Below are 16087 nucleotides of genomic sequence, written 5' to 3' on the forward strand. Positions count from 1 at the left end.
CAACCGGGTTGTCGAGTTTTGCTTACGGAGTTTATTCGTTTAGAAAGGAACTATACATCCAAATAAGTTTTTCTTGTTCCCTGATGTAATCGCTCATTAAGGCGTTTGTGCCCTCATCGCCTGCTTCATCCGATAAGTCCAGTAATTCACGTTGCAATACGATTACGGTTTGTAGGGAAGTCAATATGTCGCCAACGGCAACACGACCGTCACTTATTTCACTGCTCTCTTGGATTTTGGAATTACTGGTATACTCAGAATAATTATGATTTGGAGTTCCGCCCAGGGTCAGAATTCTTTCTGCGACTTCATCGATTTTCAGTAACAAATCATCATATAGCTCTTCGAATTTCAGATGAAGCTCAAAAAACTTATCTCCCCGTATATTCCAATGATAGCCTCGTGTGTTTTGATAAAAAATCGAATAATTCGCCAATAATGCGTTCAATTTTTCAGAAAGGTCTTTGGCCTTGTCAGTATCTAGGCCAATCGCATTTAGTTTTGCCATTTTTGTGCTTTTATAGGTTCCTATTTTCGTAAAAGTATTCCAGTATTTTGAATTGGACTTGAAGTTAACTTAAAATTTAAATTCTGCTGTAAACACAGCATGAAATAAGGTGTCATCCAAACCACTTTCTTTTAAAAACCCGCCTGGAAAAATTAGATTGGTTTCAAATTCAAGGGTAATGAATTTATTCAATTCAAAAGCGGTAATTGTCCCGATTTGATGACCAATGAATCGCTCTTCGTTGATTGAGGGATATTGCAAATTGAGTGGTGGTCCATAGACCCCATCCTGTCTTGAGAATCGCCAGAAGGCTACATAGTCCAGTTCAAAATTGAATCGCCCGACAGAAGTGTCAAAATAGGGGTGAATGTCAAACAAATTGGAAGGCCCTATTCGTGCCACCCTTCCAAAATAGGCGCCACGGGGATAGAGTCCGTCGAAGGTATTGAGCGTACCGTCGGTACCACTGGTGTCACCACTAATTGCCTCCGTTTTGAGTCCGATAGCACTGTTCGTCCCTAAAATAGAAATAGGATGCTCAATATTGAAAGAAGCCGTCCATGCTCGGATATTTTGGTCGCCAAAGCTCCCGGTTTGAAACACAAACTCGTTGTTATAGGTCAATTTCTTCCACCGCCCAAAATGCCTTAATCCCAAACTGAGTCGATTGTCATCTGCCGTTCCAGAATCCCAAGTTTTTGCTTCTTCTTCCTTGTAAATAACATGGATATCCGTGCTGGAATTCGGCTTCCAATGCTGGGTCCAATACAACGCAGCAACCGATTCCTGAAAATCTAGGGCATCGTTGTCAAAAACACCTTGCCCAACGATTACCGGTACAGCATAAAAAGTGGTAATCTCGGTTTTTTCATTTTGATATTGCAATTGGGCCATATCAAAAGACAGACGGACGTTGGGACCTTCGCGAATATCAATTAAACGTCCACTGCCTAAGCGCATATTTTGGCGACCCACGAGCACATTCCAATTCTCATCAAAATGGTAACGGGCAAAAAGTTGATTAAAACTCAATTCATCTCTATCTACGGGGGCCAAGTTGGCCTTGCTGGTAATCAAGCTTGAATTGAGTTCGGCGAAAAACTCAAATGTATCAGCGATTCTTAAGTGGGAATGAAATTGAAATCGGTTCAGGAACCAAATATCGTCTTGGTCCACTTCCGATGAGAATTCCTCATTAATAAACGCTTCTGATTGAAAACGATAGCTTCCACCCAAGCTAAGTCTGTTGTTTTCCCCTAAGGGAATCCATTTCAATTTTTCATACGGATTCTTCTCCTCTTTGTCCTTAAGAGTGGAAAGTTGGTCCTCTTGACGAAGTAAACGAAATTGAATGTCACTCTCCTGAGCGATGGAAGCAAAGCTCCAAAATAATAAAATGTATACCCACTTTTTCATTTTGAAAACAGCATGTTCACTTTGTCCGTGATATCAAAAAAGATGATTGATAAAAATGCCAAAGTTTTCCTCGCGCCTCCTGTCTTGGCCATAAAAGTCAAGATTGAACCCGAATCCAAAACTTGTCTTCTTCTTGGTAAGGCCCAATCGAAGATATAAGAGACTTCTATCGTGCAGGCCACTTTCTAGGTTTTGATTATAAATCCCTTGAAACCTCGTGTACAGCCCCAGATTTTCAGATAGCCTTGGTTTGTACTCAACAATGCCAACAGCTTCGACATTGGTATCGGGAGCAAACTGAAGATTTGGATTCAATAGAAACAACCAAGTTGGACTGGCCGAAAAAAATTGGATGCCCGCAGTAGGGACAACACCTTTTGAATAATGGAACTGAGCTCCTCTTGTGGCATAAAACTTACCCGAAAAATTATAGGTAAGCACGTTCGACAGTACAAATTCGTTATTGGCACGTTCATTTTCATAAGGAACCAGAACGGAGGATACCCCAAAATAACCAAACTTGCTTTTACCGAATGTAAAATTCATGATGGCCAAATAATTAATTTTTTCATGACCAAATAGTATCTCCATGGGTATAGGATTCCTTTCTTTTTTAACCTCCTGCGCCTCCATTTGGGATGTGCCGAACATCAAAATAACAAACATCCATCTCAACATCCCTTTGAGTAAAATTTTCCACAGCCAACCTGCAATTTTGTTTTTATGAATTGCCCCCATCTTGTTCCTCTTAAAAATTCCCTATTCCCTTTATTTTACATTTTAAAATCGCCGTATCAGTAGCACCCCTGCCACCAAAAACGCCACGCCCAATAAACGCTGCCAATTAATCTGCTTAACAGGTAATCCCAATAAGCCATAATGGTCCAATACCAAGGAAACCGCCATTTGTCCTGCCACGACCAGAACAAAGGTCAAAGCCACACCTAGGCGTGGAGCAAGAATAATGACCGCGGCCACATAAAAGGCGCCGAGAATTCCAGCTAACCAGACCACTGGCGAAACTGTTTTGGTTTGTTCCATGGTGGAAAAGTCGAATTTCAAAAACAACAGGTAAACCAACAGGCCTAAAGTGCCTATCAAAAACGAGGCGAAAGCCGCAAAAATGGGTTGATGCACCGATTTGCCCAGTTGAACGTTCAAACCTGCCTGCAATGGAAGTACAGCCCCAGCTACTATAGCAAGGGCTATGAAAGCTAATTGTGTCTTCATTATCCTTTCGTTTTAAATAGTTGATGATCCAATGAAAACTTTCCAGCTCCTAGATATGCTATAATTCCAAATACAATGGAGTATATTAAGGGTACATCCTGCACCTTGGCTGGGTCAGAAATATGTACTATCAGCAGTCCACTTAAAGTAATGGACAGTACAGCCAAGGCAGCGAATCTGGTAAATAGTCCCAATATGACCAATACGGCACAAATAACATTGGCGAATACGGCATAGTAGGCCGAGAATGTGGACCCAAGACCCATAGGGTCGGGGATATGCTGCAACGTTCCTTGAAAGTCCAGTAATTTAGGAAGCCCGTGGGTACGAAGTAAAGCAAAAGCGGAAAGGACCCTAAAAGTCAAAAGCCCAAGTCCTACTTGGTTCGCATTAATTTGGGTTTCCGTTACTCTCGATAATATACTTTTCATTTTACATAGTTTTTAATAGCAATTCCATATCACTGATCATCCGTTGGGTATCTTCCAGTTCCAGACCATTATAATACCCCCGTATTCTTCGTTTGTCATCCAATAGCACAAAGGTACCATCGTGGACCAGATTGCGTTGTCCCATAAAATCGTCATCATAAGCCATGACTTTGTAGCCTTTGGAGAGTTCAAATACTTCTCCTGGTTCACCAGTCAACAGCTTCCATTGATTTCCGTCCACCTCATAGGAATTCGAATATGCGTTTAGAACCTCTGGGGTGTCATTCATCCCATCAATGCTATAGGAAAGAATCTGTATTCGGTGATCGTTCTTGAAATGGTTTTGAACTTCTTGAAGATGCCTTGTCATTTTCGGACAGATTGAAGGGCAACTTGTGAAAAAGAAATCCACTACATGAATCTTCCCTTCAAGTTCATCTGATGAATACAGATTTGCATATTGACTTGTCAATGTGAATTCAGGGGCTTGATAATAAATCGTTTCTCCTGTGACGGGATGAACCGAGGTTTCACCAAGAATGGGAAGCATCCCTATTTCCTTGGATTCATAATTCTGACAACCCGCCAAAACCAGAAAGAGAAACAGCAGTATTGGCTTAAGCGTCTTCATAGTTAAGTTTGAGAGAGATATTCTCCAGTTTCAATATTTCATCTGGAATGTTCCTGTTGGGAAGCGGTACAGGTTGGAAGATGACCTCAATATTCTTTTCTTGCTCAATTGCCTCGGCAATCTCCTTTTCAATTTCAATCTGAAGGTGAACGCCATTCTGCAATAGAACACTATCCAAATCAAGAATGGGTAAAATGGTAAAGGTTCCCGTGTATTTGCTCTGTCTCTCACCCTCCTTGTCATATTCAAAAAATACCCGTGCGCAATACGGTTGATAGGGTAGCTGGGCCCTTTCAAAATGCAGAATCACATGGGTACGCTCTTTATTGATAAATTCCTTGTAGATGGCATCCGTTTGCGATGTTTCCAGATTTAGTGGTGCGACACAATCTTGCGCCGAAGCATTCCTTTCCGGTTTGTCCGCTTCTTCATAGGGATTGCAATAGGTGGGATTTAAATCGAGGTCATTGAATCTATATCCTAAATCCTCGGTATTCAATAAATCTTTGATTTTGAAATCCACCGGTGTTCCATTGCCATCGGTGGCAAAAAGTCTTTTTTCCAACCATTCTTCATCCTCTGGAAGCGTATTTTTTGGACTATAGGCTCTCCATGCGTCCCAAATTCGGTCGCAATTGCCGTGATGCGCGTAAAAAATAGGGTCAAATCCGGATTCAGTGAAGGTGGCCATTTGTCCTCCTATCCAATTATGGATGTTATTGTGGAAGGACTGTTCAGCCAAACCATCCAATTGGGCTTCGCCTCGTTTTTTAATGGCGGGATAGCCTCCAAAAGTTTTGTAATGCTCAGCTCGGAAACCTGCACCCACATTGATGAAGTCCTTTGGAAGTTCATTTTCAGGCCCAACCATTCGTGTCACATTGAACAAAGGGTTGCTTTCATTACCCCAATAATGGTCTGGGATATTGGGAGCTTTGGTCCAATCCCAATAGTGCAAGGCCAAAGTGGGCTCATTTACTGCCTTTTGGAGCTTTTGCTCCATGGACCAGAGGTATAGTCGGTGCCAAGGCCATACGTACCAATTGTAGTGAACTTGGTTGGCATAGATGCTTGTGGCACAAAAAGTGGCATGCAACATACCATGGGCCTGCCAACCAGATGGGTCCAATGGGGAAACCTCCGAACGTTTCTTTAGAATGTTGAGTGCATCTTTAAACAACTTGATTTCGGGGTCATCAGGTGCAAAGTCTGCAATGTTTTTTCTTACCGCCAGACTGTTGCTGTTTTTAGTCTGCGCTTTCTCCGTAGGTTTCGTCTGACAGGAACTGATGGATGAGGTCGCCAAAGGTAAAGTGGAAAGTCCTATGGTGGACCAACCCATCGTTTTGAGGAAATCCCGTCGAGGGGATTTATTGGTTTTCATGATTCTCGGATTTTATTGGGCGGATAATGTTAGATTACCCGCCCTAGTTTTGATTTACTCTTGAATGAACTGCAAGTCCACTACCAATTTTACCTGCTCGGCAACCACAACACTGCCAGCTTCGGTCACGGCACTCCAGACAAGGCCAAAGTCCTTTCGGTTGATGGTTCCTGTTATTTCAAAACCTGCTTTCGTTTGACCATAAGGGTCAACGGCAATACCGTTAAAATCAACATCCAATTCGATTTTTTTGGTGATATCACGAATGGTCAAATCCCCAATCATTTTTTCACCATCAAAAGAGGTTGACTTGAAAGTCATTTCGGGGTAGGCTTCCGCATTGAAGAAATCATTTGACTTTAGGTGGTTGTCACGGTCTGTATTCTTCGTATTAATGCTCCCGATAGAAGCTACAAAATCAAAATTTGCATTTTTAAAATCATCTGATTCTGTAGCAACGGTTGCATTGAAATCTTCAAAGTGACCTGTTACGGTTGAAATCATCATGTGTTTTACCTTAAACCCTATTTCTGAATGGGCGGTATCCAAGTTCCATTTTGTTTTTACTGCTGTTTCCATAGTATTTAATTTTATCAATTGTTGTTATAAAGAATATATTTAGCTCAAATACAGTTTTCTAAAGTCACCAGTACGATATAGAGGAGACCAGTCAGGAGCTACGTTAGGTAGTGGTGCTGGTGCGTACCTTTCAAAAGCATCATAAGCATGCACTACATTGCCATCAACTGCGGTAAGCTTGGCGTGCGTGCGAGGTATCAAGGCGTCTGGCACCTCCATAACATCTTGGTTGAGGATGGTGAAATCAGCCAATTGACCTTCTTTGATGGCACCTTTGCGACCTTCGTCCCCTGTAAACCAGGCAGAACCTGTGGTCCATAGTTTGATGGCTTCCTCTCTGGTTAAAATGTTGTCCTCTCCATACATCTGTCTTCCTCCCCTGGATTGACCTGTTGCCAACCAGTGAATGGAATACCAAGGGTTGTACGAACTCACACGCGTAGCATCAGTTCCACCACCAACGGGAATACCCATTCGCAACATTTTCTTGATGGGTGGTGTCTGTGCCAATTTTGCCGCTCCATATCTTTTTACGAAGTCTTCGGCTTGGTACGCAATCCTGTTTTGAATTGCCACTCCCATATTAAGTTTAGCTATACGCTCTAAAGTTTTTTCAGAAAAAGTCTCGCCGTGATCTATAAAGGTTCCCTTAGGAAGCTTACCATCACCTGCAGCGGCTACTTCTTCATAAATATCCAGAAGTATCTCCGCTGATTCGTTATAGGTAATATGTTGTCTCCAAGGCCAATTGTTCTCTGCCAAGAGCTTGTAAATAGGCGTTGCCACTTCTTTGACATTGGATTCTAGGTTCGGACGTTCTTGAGCAAAAATTTCATAGTCATAAGCTGCCCATGCAATGTTCTCGCCTCCACCAATGAATTTGTACATATCATCACCATCACCTGGCTTTATCATGCTTATCCACTTCTTGTAGTCATCATATTCACGTCCACCAACCTGTGGAAATGTGTGAACACCTACTCTTACCGTGGATAAACCTTGTTTATGGACAGCACCTATCACATCATAGGCATCCGGATACTGCATACCGCCGCCACCAGCATCTGAAATGGAAGTAAGTCCAAGAACATTCATTTCATTCATGAAATGACGGGTGCCCAGTATTTGCTGTTCCTTCGATTTTGCAGGTAGTTTGGTCAGCGTTTTATACATAATCAAGCCAGAAGGAGCCGCTGTGATTATACCCGTGGCCCGACCATGTCTATCTTTTTCAATTCTTCCTTTGTAGTAAAGGTCGATGGGTTCGTTGTCATAGTTCAATACTTCTATTGCCTTTTTGTTCAGCATGCCATAGGCATAGAGATAAAAAATGTAAACAGGATGGTTAGGGGCCACCTTGTTTATTTCTTCTAAAGTCGGCATGCGCTTCTCTTTGAATTGCTCCCAAGAAAAGCCACCAACAACTCTTATCCATTGTCCTTTTGGAGTATGCTTTACCTCCTCAGCAAGCATGGCCAAGGCTTCCTCCACAGAAGTCACCCAATCCCATCTTAATTCTAAACCATAATGCAAACCTTCACGGACACCATGCGTGTGGGAATCATTTAAACCTGGAATTACCCTATGGTTTTTTGCATCAATGACTTTGGTATTTTTCCCTATTAATTCAGAGACTGCGCTATTCGAACCAACTCTATAATAGAGACCATCTTTAACAGCAAATGCTTCTGCTGAAGGTATGTTGGGGTCAATGGTGGTTACTTTGGCATTTCTTACCACTAAATCGGCGGACCCTTTAATCTGAGAAAATCCATTTCCAAATAAAGAGGGCATAACTAGGGTAGAGGCTCCGGCAGCAAGCGATCCTTTCAGAAAGTTTCTGCGATCCATATTGTTCTTATTATTTTTTTCCATGATGTGCTTTGATGATTATTATGCTTAATAAAGTGTTCGTTAGAATGATACTCGCGGGGATGATATCACGTGAATTAAATTCACCCGCCGTCGACAAGACTTTCGACAGCGGGATATGATTTAGTTTTTCTTTCCTGATCCTGCCTCACTAGCTTCTACACCGGTAAGCCATTTGCTCATGGTCTTTATGTAGTCAATTCCTAAACCGTAGGCACCTCCATATTTCTTAGAGATTTTTACTACTTCATTGTACTTATCACTTCTAGCCCAGTCTCTGTGAATTTCAAGTAGATATTGAAGAGAGGTAATTGGCTTTACCCCAGCTTGAATCATGCGGGTTACGGCCATATCGTGTGCTTCTTGGGAAGTTCCGCCACTGGCATCTACCACGACATAAACATCATATCCATCTTCCAAAGCAGAAAGAGCGGCTGAAAGCGTACATACTTCTGTCCAAAGTCCAGCAATTACTAACTTAGGTCTATTAAAGTCATTAACTGCTTTTACCACTCGTTTATCCTCCCAAGAGTTCATTGTGGAGCGATCGATATAGTCTTCGCCGAAATATTCACGTATTTCAGGAAAAACAGGCCCGCTGAATGACTTTTCAGCTACCGTGGTCACTACTGTGGGTACTTCATACAGTTTAGCCGAAGCAGATAATAAGCCCAAGTTGTTACGAAGTTCTTCTATAGGTTGGGACTCTACTGCAAAGGCCATTTGGCTTTGGTGGTCAATTAACAATAAACTGTGATTGGTTGGATTCAGCAACTCTTTTGAAGCGTTCGCAGGATCGTTATTGGGATTGGGATTGTATTGGTCCCATTGTCCAAAAGTCACTGCGGACATTAATAAAGCTGCTACGGTCAATTTTAAGGTTTTCATTTTCTCAATTTTTAATATTGCCCTTTTGGGCGATTACACTTTTGTTTTGATTACTATTTAAAGAAGCGACCGGTTTTATCCGGTCGCTGTTATTTCAAGATTAGTGGGTAAGGTCCATGGGTACTTCCATCAACAATACTTCGGCGTTGCTATCGGCTTTGATATCGAAGCTTTCTATATCCCAAAGACCAAACCCGTCTCTTTTTTCCAATTTTTGTCCATTAATGGTTACATCACCTTCAATGATAAAGGCATACACTCCATTTCCTGCTTTTTTGATATCGTAGGTAACTGCGGTATCCTTGTCTAGCCTTCCTAGGTGGAACCAAGCATCTTGGTGTATCCATACGCCTTCATCGTCGGCATTGGGTGAAAGAACTTGTTGCAGTTTGTTGTCACGCGCTCCTTCTTCAAGAGTGATTTGTTGATATCTGGGAGTTACACCTCTTTCGTTGGGCATTACCCATATTTGAAGAAACTTGACTTCCTTATCCTTATTAGCGTTCATCTCGCTATGCTGAATGCCCGTGCCAGCACTCATTACCTGAACATCACCTTGTTTTATGATTTCACTTCTGCCAGTGCTATCCATATGTTTCAGGTCACCTTCCAAGGGAATGGATATAATTTCCATATCGCTATGCGGATGTTTCCCGAAGCCCATTCCAGCGGCTACTTTGTCATCATTAAGTACACGAAGTACTCCAAAGCTCATTCGCTCTGGATTGTAGTAGTTCGCAAAGCTGAAAGTATGTTTTGAATGAAGCCATCCGTGGTTCGCATCTCCACGGGTGTCGGCCTTGTGTAATACGGTGGTATTTGTTTTTGTTTCCATGTTATTAATGTGATTAAATCCTACTTGTTTGAAATTCGTTTTTTGAACTGAGGAAGAATTCGACGCTGCTTTGAGATAGTTGCCCACTCCAAGCGTGGCTAAAAGTCCTCCCCAAGACATGTTTTGAATAAACTCTTTTCGTTTCATAATGATTTCGAATATGGCATTCTATAGTCCATTCCCGTGCCAAAACATAAACCCCTTTGTTTACTGGGTCTAACAGGGAATTCGACAAAAAATGTTCTTCTCTTTTTATCGAATTTTCTCATATATGAGAAATATTAACGTATTTTTGGGAAGCCAATCTTTTACGATTATGAACGACTCCATCCCTTTTGATACTGTCAACCAATGGTTGGTTGAAGAACTCCCATACGAGGTTATATGGTTCAATGAAAATGGTAAGATTGTCTACGCCAACAATCTGTTTTTTAAAAAGTTAGGATACAGGAAATCCGAGTTGGACCAGCTGAGTATTTTCGATTTAAATTCCACTGTGACTGAAGAGGAATGGCAAGAACACTGGAATAGTGTTCAGGAGAACAGAATTGTAAATTTTAAGGATACGCATCGAAGGAAGGATGGTAAACTGTACGAGGTAGAGGTTTTTGCCCAATTTTTCTCAAATAATGGAAAAAGTTATATCTCGGCAATCATCAATGAGATTACTGAGTCCAGTTTTTATCGAAACCTACTTAACCATGCTGAAAGACTTACAAGAGTAGGAGGATGGAAACTTAATTTACAGGATGGCTCACTTATCGTTACTGAGGAAGCTCTTAAAATAATCAAGGTTGACGATAAAGAAGAATTACTGCCAGGAAACATTATCCATAGATTTAAGAATGGTTCGGAGTACCAAGGGTTGCTAAAAGGGTTAATGCGAAGTGCCCAGGCTTATGATGTAGTTCTTGAGACCAATGAAAAACCATCGAGATATATTAGGAGTGCCGGCCAGGCCATCTTGAAAGGGAAGAAAATATTTAAGATTATTGGGGCCTATCAGGACGTAACCGAACTACAGGAAAGACAAAATGCCTTAAGACTTTACAAGGATATTTTGGACAATGCGGAAGATTTAGTGTATGTATATAACAGGCAAGGAAAACTAATTCATTATAGCAATTCGGTGGCTAAGGTGCTTGGTTTTACCAGAAAGGAGCTTGATAACTTTAGCATCTACGATTTAGATTCATCGATTACCCCCGAATGGTGGTCCGAACATATGGATGATATCGCGAAGAATAAGGTCCTGCGTTTTGAATGGGTCGTGGGAAGGAAGGACGGGACAAAATTCCAAGCGGATATTACTGCAAACCATATAAGTTTTGAGGGAGAAGATTTGAATTGTGCAGTGATTCGGGATATTACAGGGAGGAAACAAAGAGAATCAGACCTATTCAATGCTTTCGAGGAAATAAGATCATTAAAAAAACAACTTGAGCAGGAGAATGAATACCTCCAGACCGAAATCAAAAGAAACATCAATTTCGATAACATCATCTGTACCAGCGAAAGTTACGCTAAAGTCCTCAAGGAGGTTGAAAAAGTGGCCAAAACGGATACGACGGTTCTGATTACCGGTGAATCAGGTACAGGAAAAGAACTTTTGGCAAATGGTATTCACCAAAATAGCCAACGCAACCAAAGACCGTTAATCAAAGTGAATATGGCCACACTTCCCAACGAGTTGATTGAGAGCGAGCTTTTTGGACATAAAAAAGGAGCCTTTACGGGTGCCACGGCCGAAAAAATTGGAAAGTTTTCTTTAGCCGATGAAGGCACTATTTTTTTGGATGAAATCGGAGAAATGCCCTTGGAATTGCAGTCCAAACTATTACGTGTACTTCAGGAGGGAGAGTTTGATCCGCTAGGAAGCAATAAAACCAAAAAAGTAGACGTACGTGTGATAGCAGCAACTAATAGAAATCTTGACGAAATGGTGGAAAAAGGACAATTCAGGGAAGATCTCTATTATCGATTGAACGTATTCCCCATTCATAACATACCCTTGAGGGAGCGGAAGGAAGACATCCCATTGTTGGCCCAGTTTTTTTTGGAAAAATACTCGACCAAGGCGGGCAAGGCCTTTAGAAAGATTTCGAAGAAGACCATTGATAAGTTTATGGAATATCCCTTTCCTGGGAACATTCGTGAGCTTGAAAATCTAATTGAAAGAGCAGTAATTTTGGAAGAGGGAACTACACTTTTTCCGGGAAGCTGGCTTCCTGCCAATAACGGTAATGGCAATGCAGATACAACACTAAAAACCTTTGAACAGGTACAAAAGGACCATATCGTCAGAGTACTTAAACATACCAAAGGGAGAGTGAGTGGCCCCAACGGTGCGGCTAGCATTTTGGGCATGAAGGATAAAACCTTGTTTGCTAAAATGAAGCGGTTGGGCATTGAACGTCAGACGGTTTACAAATAGATATGAATGGGGATATTGTTAAAAGGGGTTCTCTCTATCTATAGATTTACTACCATAAGCATGTAATACAAGAATTAAGGTTACTTGTTATTTTGCTCAATTGGGCTAGATGAAATTCAAAAAAGGCCCCTTTTTTTTGGAACTTCTTTTAAGATTCTTTTTTGCCAACTCTGAAATTCCGGTAACGAAATCTTTATTCTTTACTATTCGATGTAATGCAATGTCTTTTCGGGCCAAGCCAATACTAAGTACCCTGTCAAATTCGTTTCAATAGTACCCAAAAAGCACTGTTATGTACCTACTTAAGAACATTTGCGTTTTTAGTTTCAGAGAATTCTTGGTTTTTTCCTTTGCACTTCTACTATTTTCCTGTTCTACAGATTCGGACGCTTTTGTGGATGAGGTATTACAGAATAATACCGCTGAAGAAGAAACGGTGAACCAAAATGATGATTCTTCAGTTGAAGGGGAAAATGATGGGAACTCCGGGACAGTTTCAAACACTTGTCCGGAAAATGGAGATATTTTCTTTTCAGAAGAAAATGGTCTTGTTTCTGTAGAATTTGAAAATTCCAATTTTGATGGGGATTGGGAACTAAGAAATGATGCAGATGACGTCTCAGGTCAGGGTTATATGGTCTGGACTGGACAGCAAAGGCTCAATCAGCCAGGGGAAGGTATGGCTACCTTTCTTATCCAAGTTAACACTCCGGGTACGTATCAGTTTTTATGGAAATCCTCCTTCAGAATGGGCGATAATGGAACCGAGCACAACGATTCTTGGCTCCGTTTTCCAAATGCCACTGATTTTTTTGGTGAAAAGAGCAACGGTAGCATAGTTTACCCTAGAGGTTCCGGTAAGGAACCAAACCCCGAGGGTTCATCTTCGGATGGGTGGTTCAAAATCTACCGTAGCGGAGATGATAACTCTTTTCTATGGCAAGCAAGGACTTCTGATAATGATGCACATGACATCTTTGTGACTTTTTCAGAAGAAGGAATCTATACCATGGAAGTTTCGGCCCGTTCCTCATTTCATGGAATAGACCGTTTTTTACTTTTCCAAAAAGACTCATTTACCAGACAACAGGCCATTGAGATGGCCGATAGTTTCAGTGAACAGGGTAGTTGTAATTAAAAAAGCCTAAAAAGGTAGATTCCCTAAATCTACATTGCCTCCTGAAATAATAATCCCAACTTTTTGGTTGGTAAACTTTTCTTTTTCCTTAATCACCGCTGCAAAGGCTACTGCGCAGGAAGGCTCGCAGACTATTTTTAATCGTTCCCAAAGCAGGCGCATGGCTTCTACGATTTCATCTTCGGTAACACGAATAATTCGCTTCACATGTTTTTGAATGATAGGAAAGTTTTTGTCGCCAAGCTGGGTCTTTAATCCATCAGCAATGGTGTTCGTAGTAGTATTGGTTTCAATTTGGCCACTTTGAAGAGAACGATAGGCGTCGTCTACTTCGAAAGGTTCACCTCCAAATACCTCGCAATTGGTTCCGAAATAGTATGCTGATAGAGCTGTTCCCGCAATGAGTCCTCCGCCTCCAACCGGAGCAAAAACTGCATCCAAATCAGGATAGTCTTCCAAAAGTTCCTTGCAGGCAGTACCTTGACCCAAAATCACTTCATTATCGTTGGAAGGATGTAAAAAAATAGCGCCTTTTTCTTGCTGAATTTTTTCCGATTCCTGCTCTCGTGCCTCCAAAGTGGGTTCACATTCTATGACCTCCCCGCCGTATCCTCTCACCGCTTCCTTTTTTACATTCGGTGCACTTGAAGGCATCACAATGTAAGCCGGGACCCCTAAACTCTTTGCGGCTAAAGAGAGTGCTTGGGCAAAGTTTCCGGAGGAATGTGTTACTACTCCTTTTTCTCGGGCTTCTTTTGGTAATTGTAGGATTGCATTGGCGGCGCCGCGCATTTTAAAGGCACCCATACGTTGAAAGTTTTCACACTTGAAAAATAGTTGTGCTCCAACCATAGCATTCAAAAGACGGGAGGTTAGTACAGGGGTGTTATGAATGTAAGGTTTGATGCGTTCGTGGCAATCTATCAATTCTTGTTTTTCCATCCTGAGGACATTATTTCCCCTAAAGATAGAAAAGCAACCCAAATGGGTCTACCAGAAATGCGAACCCTTTAATTATAAAGTGCGCTCTCTTCCTCTACTGGTGGAGATATTCCGTTCATGCCGAGTTCCGGAATTACGAATAATGGTATCTGGGTATGGAAAGCTGTACGCTTTACAATGGGCTCGCGAGTCATTTTTTCCATATAGCTGTGCTGATAGTTCAGCATGGCCAATAAATGAATTTCCAGCTCTTCCGAGAACATCTCGAGCGTATGGGAAACTGAATTAAGCTCAGATACGGTATGAACATAATGCTCCGTATCCTTCATATAGCGCCTAAGCATATTCAGATTGAACTGCTGTAACTCTGAAAGCGCCTTCAACTTATATTGTACATGAACAATACGGATGGTAGCCTTGAACATTTCGGCCAAATCCAATAAGGGTTGCAGTTCTGAACTACTGTAGAAACGGTTAAAATCCGTGGCAAAAGCAATCTCCGAAGGAGTTACAAAATCGAAGTGCTGCGGAATGGCCAGAACAGGACATTTTTTGGTGTTTTTGATAATTCGAACAGTATTGCTACCCATAAAGACCTCTTCAATACCCGAAGCACCCTTGGTTCCAGTAATTACTAGATGGATGCCAAACTCTTCAACAACATCCTTGACCTCCTCTACCAACAAGTTAAAGGAAGAAATAGTTTCAAAAGTATGGTTAGGATTGTTGAACTCTTTTTTGACACGTTCAACAGTTTGTTGAAGGCCTTTTTCCGAAGCATCTCTCACAGCATCCACTATGCGGACACCATCCACTGCATTAGCCATAAAACGACTATTTGGAATCACCGGTGTATAGGTGTTTAGAAAGTAAAAAGTACACTTCCGGTAGCGGAACAAGTGCATGGCGTACGTAATGGCATTCCACGCATTTTCCGAAAAATCTGTAGGTATAAGAATCTTTTGCATTGTTCCAATAGTAAAAACAATGTAAAAGTAGAGTAGTCGTTAAAGGCGTACTATGACATTTGTCAGCTTCTTGGATTAGAAACCATCCACAAGTTCTTGAAGCTTCTTCTCATCTTGAATTCCAATCTTTTTGCCTGAGGTATGGATAAGACCTTTTTTCTTGAATTCAGATATGATTCGAATTGCGGATTCCGTGGCGGTTCCTACCACATTGGAGATATCTTCACGGGAGAGTGTCAGCGTCAGGAAACCATCTTCATCTTCTCCAAAATTGTTCTTTAAGTAAAGAAAAGCCTCTGCAACCCTTTGTTTTACCGTTTTTTGGGACATGTTTACGATAACATCATCGGCCTCCTTAAGATCGTGGGCCATGTGGCGCAGTACCTCCAAAGTAAAGTTGGGATTGCTTTGAAGTGTGGTATTTATACTTTCTTTCGGAATGAAACACAGTTCCATATCAGAAACCGCAATAGCCGATAAATTAGCAGACTCTTCCGCAATTACCGAGCGTTGTCCGATAACCTCGCCTTTGGTGGCCAGTTTTACAATTTGGTCCTTGCCGTTAGCGCTCAATTTGGATAGTTTGGATACTCCATTGCGGACACAAAAAACGCCATTGAGTTTTTCACCTTCTTCAAAAAGAGGCTCCCCCTTTTTGATTGTTTTGGTCGTCTTGGAATCGGAAACCTTCTTAAGCTCTTCTTTGCTCATGGCACGAAGAGAATTAAACTGCCTTATGATACAATTCTCACACCTGCTATTTTCCATAATTTGATTTTACCTGACCCCTAAAAATACGGTTTCTTTGGGAGAAAAAACCTGTAATTTTTT

16 protein-coding genes are annotated in these 16087 nt (G+C 41.5%); 2 read left to right on the forward strand and 14 right to left on the reverse strand.

All coding sequences use genetic code 11. The annotated features are described in order from the left end of the window. Positions 1-31: 31 nt before the first annotated feature. From CLV81_RS07930 to CLV81_RS07980, 11 genes are all read right to left on the reverse strand, one after another. Entirely contained in the window at positions 32-508 is a 477-nt protein-coding gene (locus CLV81_RS07930; protein WP_106144484.1) for a Dps family protein, read from the reverse strand. Positions 509-577: 69 nt separating this feature from the next. Then, positions 578-1924: an alginate export family protein gene (locus tag CLV81_RS07935; protein ID WP_106144485.1), complete on the reverse strand. Its 1347-nt coding sequence runs from the start codon at positions 1922-1924 to the stop codon at positions 578-580. Positions 1925-1957: 33 nt separating this feature from the next. Further along, the gene (locus CLV81_RS07940; protein ID WP_106144486.1) at positions 1958-2662 is read right to left on the reverse strand and encodes a hypothetical protein; all 705 of its coding nucleotides are present in this window, start codon (positions 2660-2662) and stop codon (positions 1958-1960) included. A 42-nt stretch (positions 2663-2704) separates the two neighbouring features. Continuing rightward, positions 2705-3154, reverse strand: a complete 450-nt coding sequence (locus CLV81_RS07945; RefSeq protein ID WP_106144487.1) for a DMT family transporter — start codon at positions 3152-3154, stop codon at positions 2705-2707. Further along, on the reverse strand, positions 3154-3585 hold the full coding sequence (locus tag CLV81_RS07950; RefSeq protein WP_106144488.1) for a DoxX family protein: 432 nt from the start codon (positions 3583-3585) through the stop codon (positions 3154-3156). Before CLV81_RS07950 ends, CLV81_RS07945 begins: the two co-directional genes overlap by 1 nt. 1 nt (position 3586) lies before the next feature. Next, the gene (locus CLV81_RS07955) at positions 3587-4216 is read right to left on the reverse strand and encodes an SCO family protein (RefSeq protein WP_106144489.1); all 630 of its coding nucleotides are present in this window, start codon (positions 4214-4216) and stop codon (positions 3587-3589) included. Beyond that, positions 4203-5600: a tyrosinase family protein gene (locus CLV81_RS07960; RefSeq protein ID WP_106144490.1), complete on the reverse strand. Its 1398-nt coding sequence runs from the start codon at positions 5598-5600 to the stop codon at positions 4203-4205. Before CLV81_RS07960 ends, CLV81_RS07955 begins: the two co-directional genes overlap by 14 nt. 54 nt (positions 5601-5654) lie before the next feature. Continuing rightward, the gene (locus CLV81_RS07965) at positions 5655-6179 is read right to left on the reverse strand and encodes a YceI family protein (RefSeq protein WP_106144491.1); all 525 of its coding nucleotides are present in this window, start codon (positions 6177-6179) and stop codon (positions 5655-5657) included. Between the two features lie 39 nt (positions 6180-6218). After that, complete coding sequence (locus tag CLV81_RS07970; RefSeq protein ID WP_106144492.1) at positions 6219-8054, reverse strand: amidohydrolase family protein; 1836 nt, start codon at positions 8052-8054, stop codon at positions 6219-6221. A 120-nt stretch (positions 8055-8174) separates the two neighbouring features. After that, complete coding sequence (locus CLV81_RS07975) at positions 8175-8939, reverse strand: hydrolase (RefSeq protein WP_106144493.1); 765 nt, start codon at positions 8937-8939, stop codon at positions 8175-8177. A gap of 100 nt (positions 8940-9039) precedes the next feature. Beyond that, positions 9040-9774: a pirin family protein gene (locus tag CLV81_RS07980; RefSeq protein WP_245911973.1), complete on the reverse strand. Its 735-nt coding sequence runs from the start codon at positions 9772-9774 to the stop codon at positions 9040-9042. A 271-nt stretch (positions 9775-10045) separates the two neighbouring features. On the opposite strand from CLV81_RS07980, the gene CLV81_RS07985 reads away from it, so the two are divergent. Continuing rightward, on the forward strand, positions 10046-12208 hold the full coding sequence (locus CLV81_RS07985; RefSeq protein WP_158259098.1) for a sigma-54 interaction domain-containing protein: 2163 nt from the start codon (positions 10046-10048) through the stop codon (positions 12206-12208). A gap of 292 nt (positions 12209-12500) precedes the next feature. Further along, positions 12501-13346: a hypothetical protein gene (locus tag CLV81_RS07990; protein WP_146129862.1), complete on the forward strand. Its 846-nt coding sequence runs from the start codon at positions 12501-12503 to the stop codon at positions 13344-13346. Positions 13347-13352: 6 nt separating this feature from the next. On the opposite strand, the gene CLV81_RS07995 is transcribed toward CLV81_RS07990, so the two are convergent. The 3 genes from CLV81_RS07995 to CLV81_RS08005 form a co-directional block, all read right to left on the reverse strand. Continuing rightward, complete coding sequence (locus tag CLV81_RS07995) at positions 13353-14288, reverse strand: threonine ammonia-lyase (RefSeq protein WP_106144497.1); 936 nt, start codon at positions 14286-14288, stop codon at positions 13353-13355. A gap of 68 nt (positions 14289-14356) precedes the next feature. Then, positions 14357-15256, reverse strand: coding sequence for a universal stress protein (locus CLV81_RS08000; protein WP_106144498.1), 900 nt, complete (start codon positions 15254-15256; stop codon positions 14357-14359). Positions 15257-15331: 75 nt separating this feature from the next. Continuing rightward, complete coding sequence (locus CLV81_RS08005) at positions 15332-16024, reverse strand: Crp/Fnr family transcriptional regulator (protein WP_106144499.1); 693 nt, start codon at positions 16022-16024, stop codon at positions 15332-15334. Positions 16025-16087: the final 63 nt, after the last annotated feature.

This window comes from Flagellimonas meridianipacifica (assembly GCF_003001695.1).
Taxonomy (GTDB): Bacteria; Bacteroidota; Bacteroidia; order Flavobacteriales; family Flavobacteriaceae; genus Flagellimonas; species Flagellimonas meridianipacifica.

Excerpts from the sequence above, each read along its gene's own strand:
- CLV81_RS07970 (WP_106144492.1), bottom strand. The coding sequence starts at position 8,054 with ATGGAAAAAAATAATAAGAACAATATGGATCGCAGAAACTTTCTGAAA.
- CLV81_RS07980 (WP_245911973.1), bottom strand. The coding sequence starts at position 9,774 with ATGGAAACAAAAACAAATACCACCGTATTACACAAGGCCGACACCCGT.
- CLV81_RS07990 (WP_146129862.1), top strand. The coding sequence starts at position 12,501 with ATGTACCTACTTAAGAACATTTGCGTTTTTAGTTTCAGAGAATTCTTG.
- CLV81_RS07940 (WP_106144486.1), bottom strand. The coding sequence starts at position 2,662 with ATGGGGGCAATTCATAAAAACAAAATTGCAGGTTGGCTGTGGAAAATT.
- CLV81_RS07955 (WP_106144489.1), bottom strand. The coding sequence starts at position 4,216 with ATGAAGACGCTTAAGCCAATACTGCTGTTTCTCTTTCTGGTTTTGGCG.
- CLV81_RS07965 (WP_106144491.1), bottom strand. The coding sequence starts at position 6,179 with ATGGAAACAGCAGTAAAAACAAAATGGAACTTGGATACCGCCCATTCA.
- CLV81_RS07935 (WP_106144485.1), bottom strand. The coding sequence starts at position 1,924 with ATGAAAAAGTGGGTATACATTTTATTATTTTGGAGCTTTGCTTCCATC.
- CLV81_RS07985 (WP_158259098.1), top strand. The coding sequence starts at position 10,046 with ATGAGAAATATTAACGTATTTTTGGGAAGCCAATCTTTTACGATTATG.
- CLV81_RS08000 (WP_106144498.1), bottom strand. The coding sequence starts at position 15,256 with ATGCAAAAGATTCTTATACCTACAGATTTTTCGGAAAATGCGTGGAAT.
- CLV81_RS07960 (WP_106144490.1), bottom strand. The coding sequence starts at position 5,600 with ATGAAAACCAATAAATCCCCTCGACGGGATTTCCTCAAAACGATGGGT.
- CLV81_RS07975 (WP_106144493.1), bottom strand. The coding sequence starts at position 8,939 with ATGAAAACCTTAAAATTGACCGTAGCAGCTTTATTAATGTCCGCAGTG.
- CLV81_RS07930 (WP_106144484.1), bottom strand. The coding sequence starts at position 508 with ATGGCAAAACTAAATGCGATTGGCCTAGATACTGACAAGGCCAAAGAC.
- CLV81_RS07950 (WP_106144488.1), bottom strand. The coding sequence starts at position 3,585 with ATGAAAAGTATATTATCGAGAGTAACGGAAACCCAAATTAATGCGAAC.
- CLV81_RS07995 (WP_106144497.1), bottom strand. The coding sequence starts at position 14,288 with ATGGAAAAACAAGAATTGATAGATTGCCACGAACGCATCAAACCTTAC.
- CLV81_RS07945 (WP_106144487.1), bottom strand. The coding sequence starts at position 3,154 with ATGAAGACACAATTAGCTTTCATAGCCCTTGCTATAGTAGCTGGGGCT.
- CLV81_RS08005 (WP_106144499.1), bottom strand. The coding sequence starts at position 16,024 with ATGGAAAATAGCAGGTGTGAGAATTGTATCATAAGGCAGTTTAATTCT.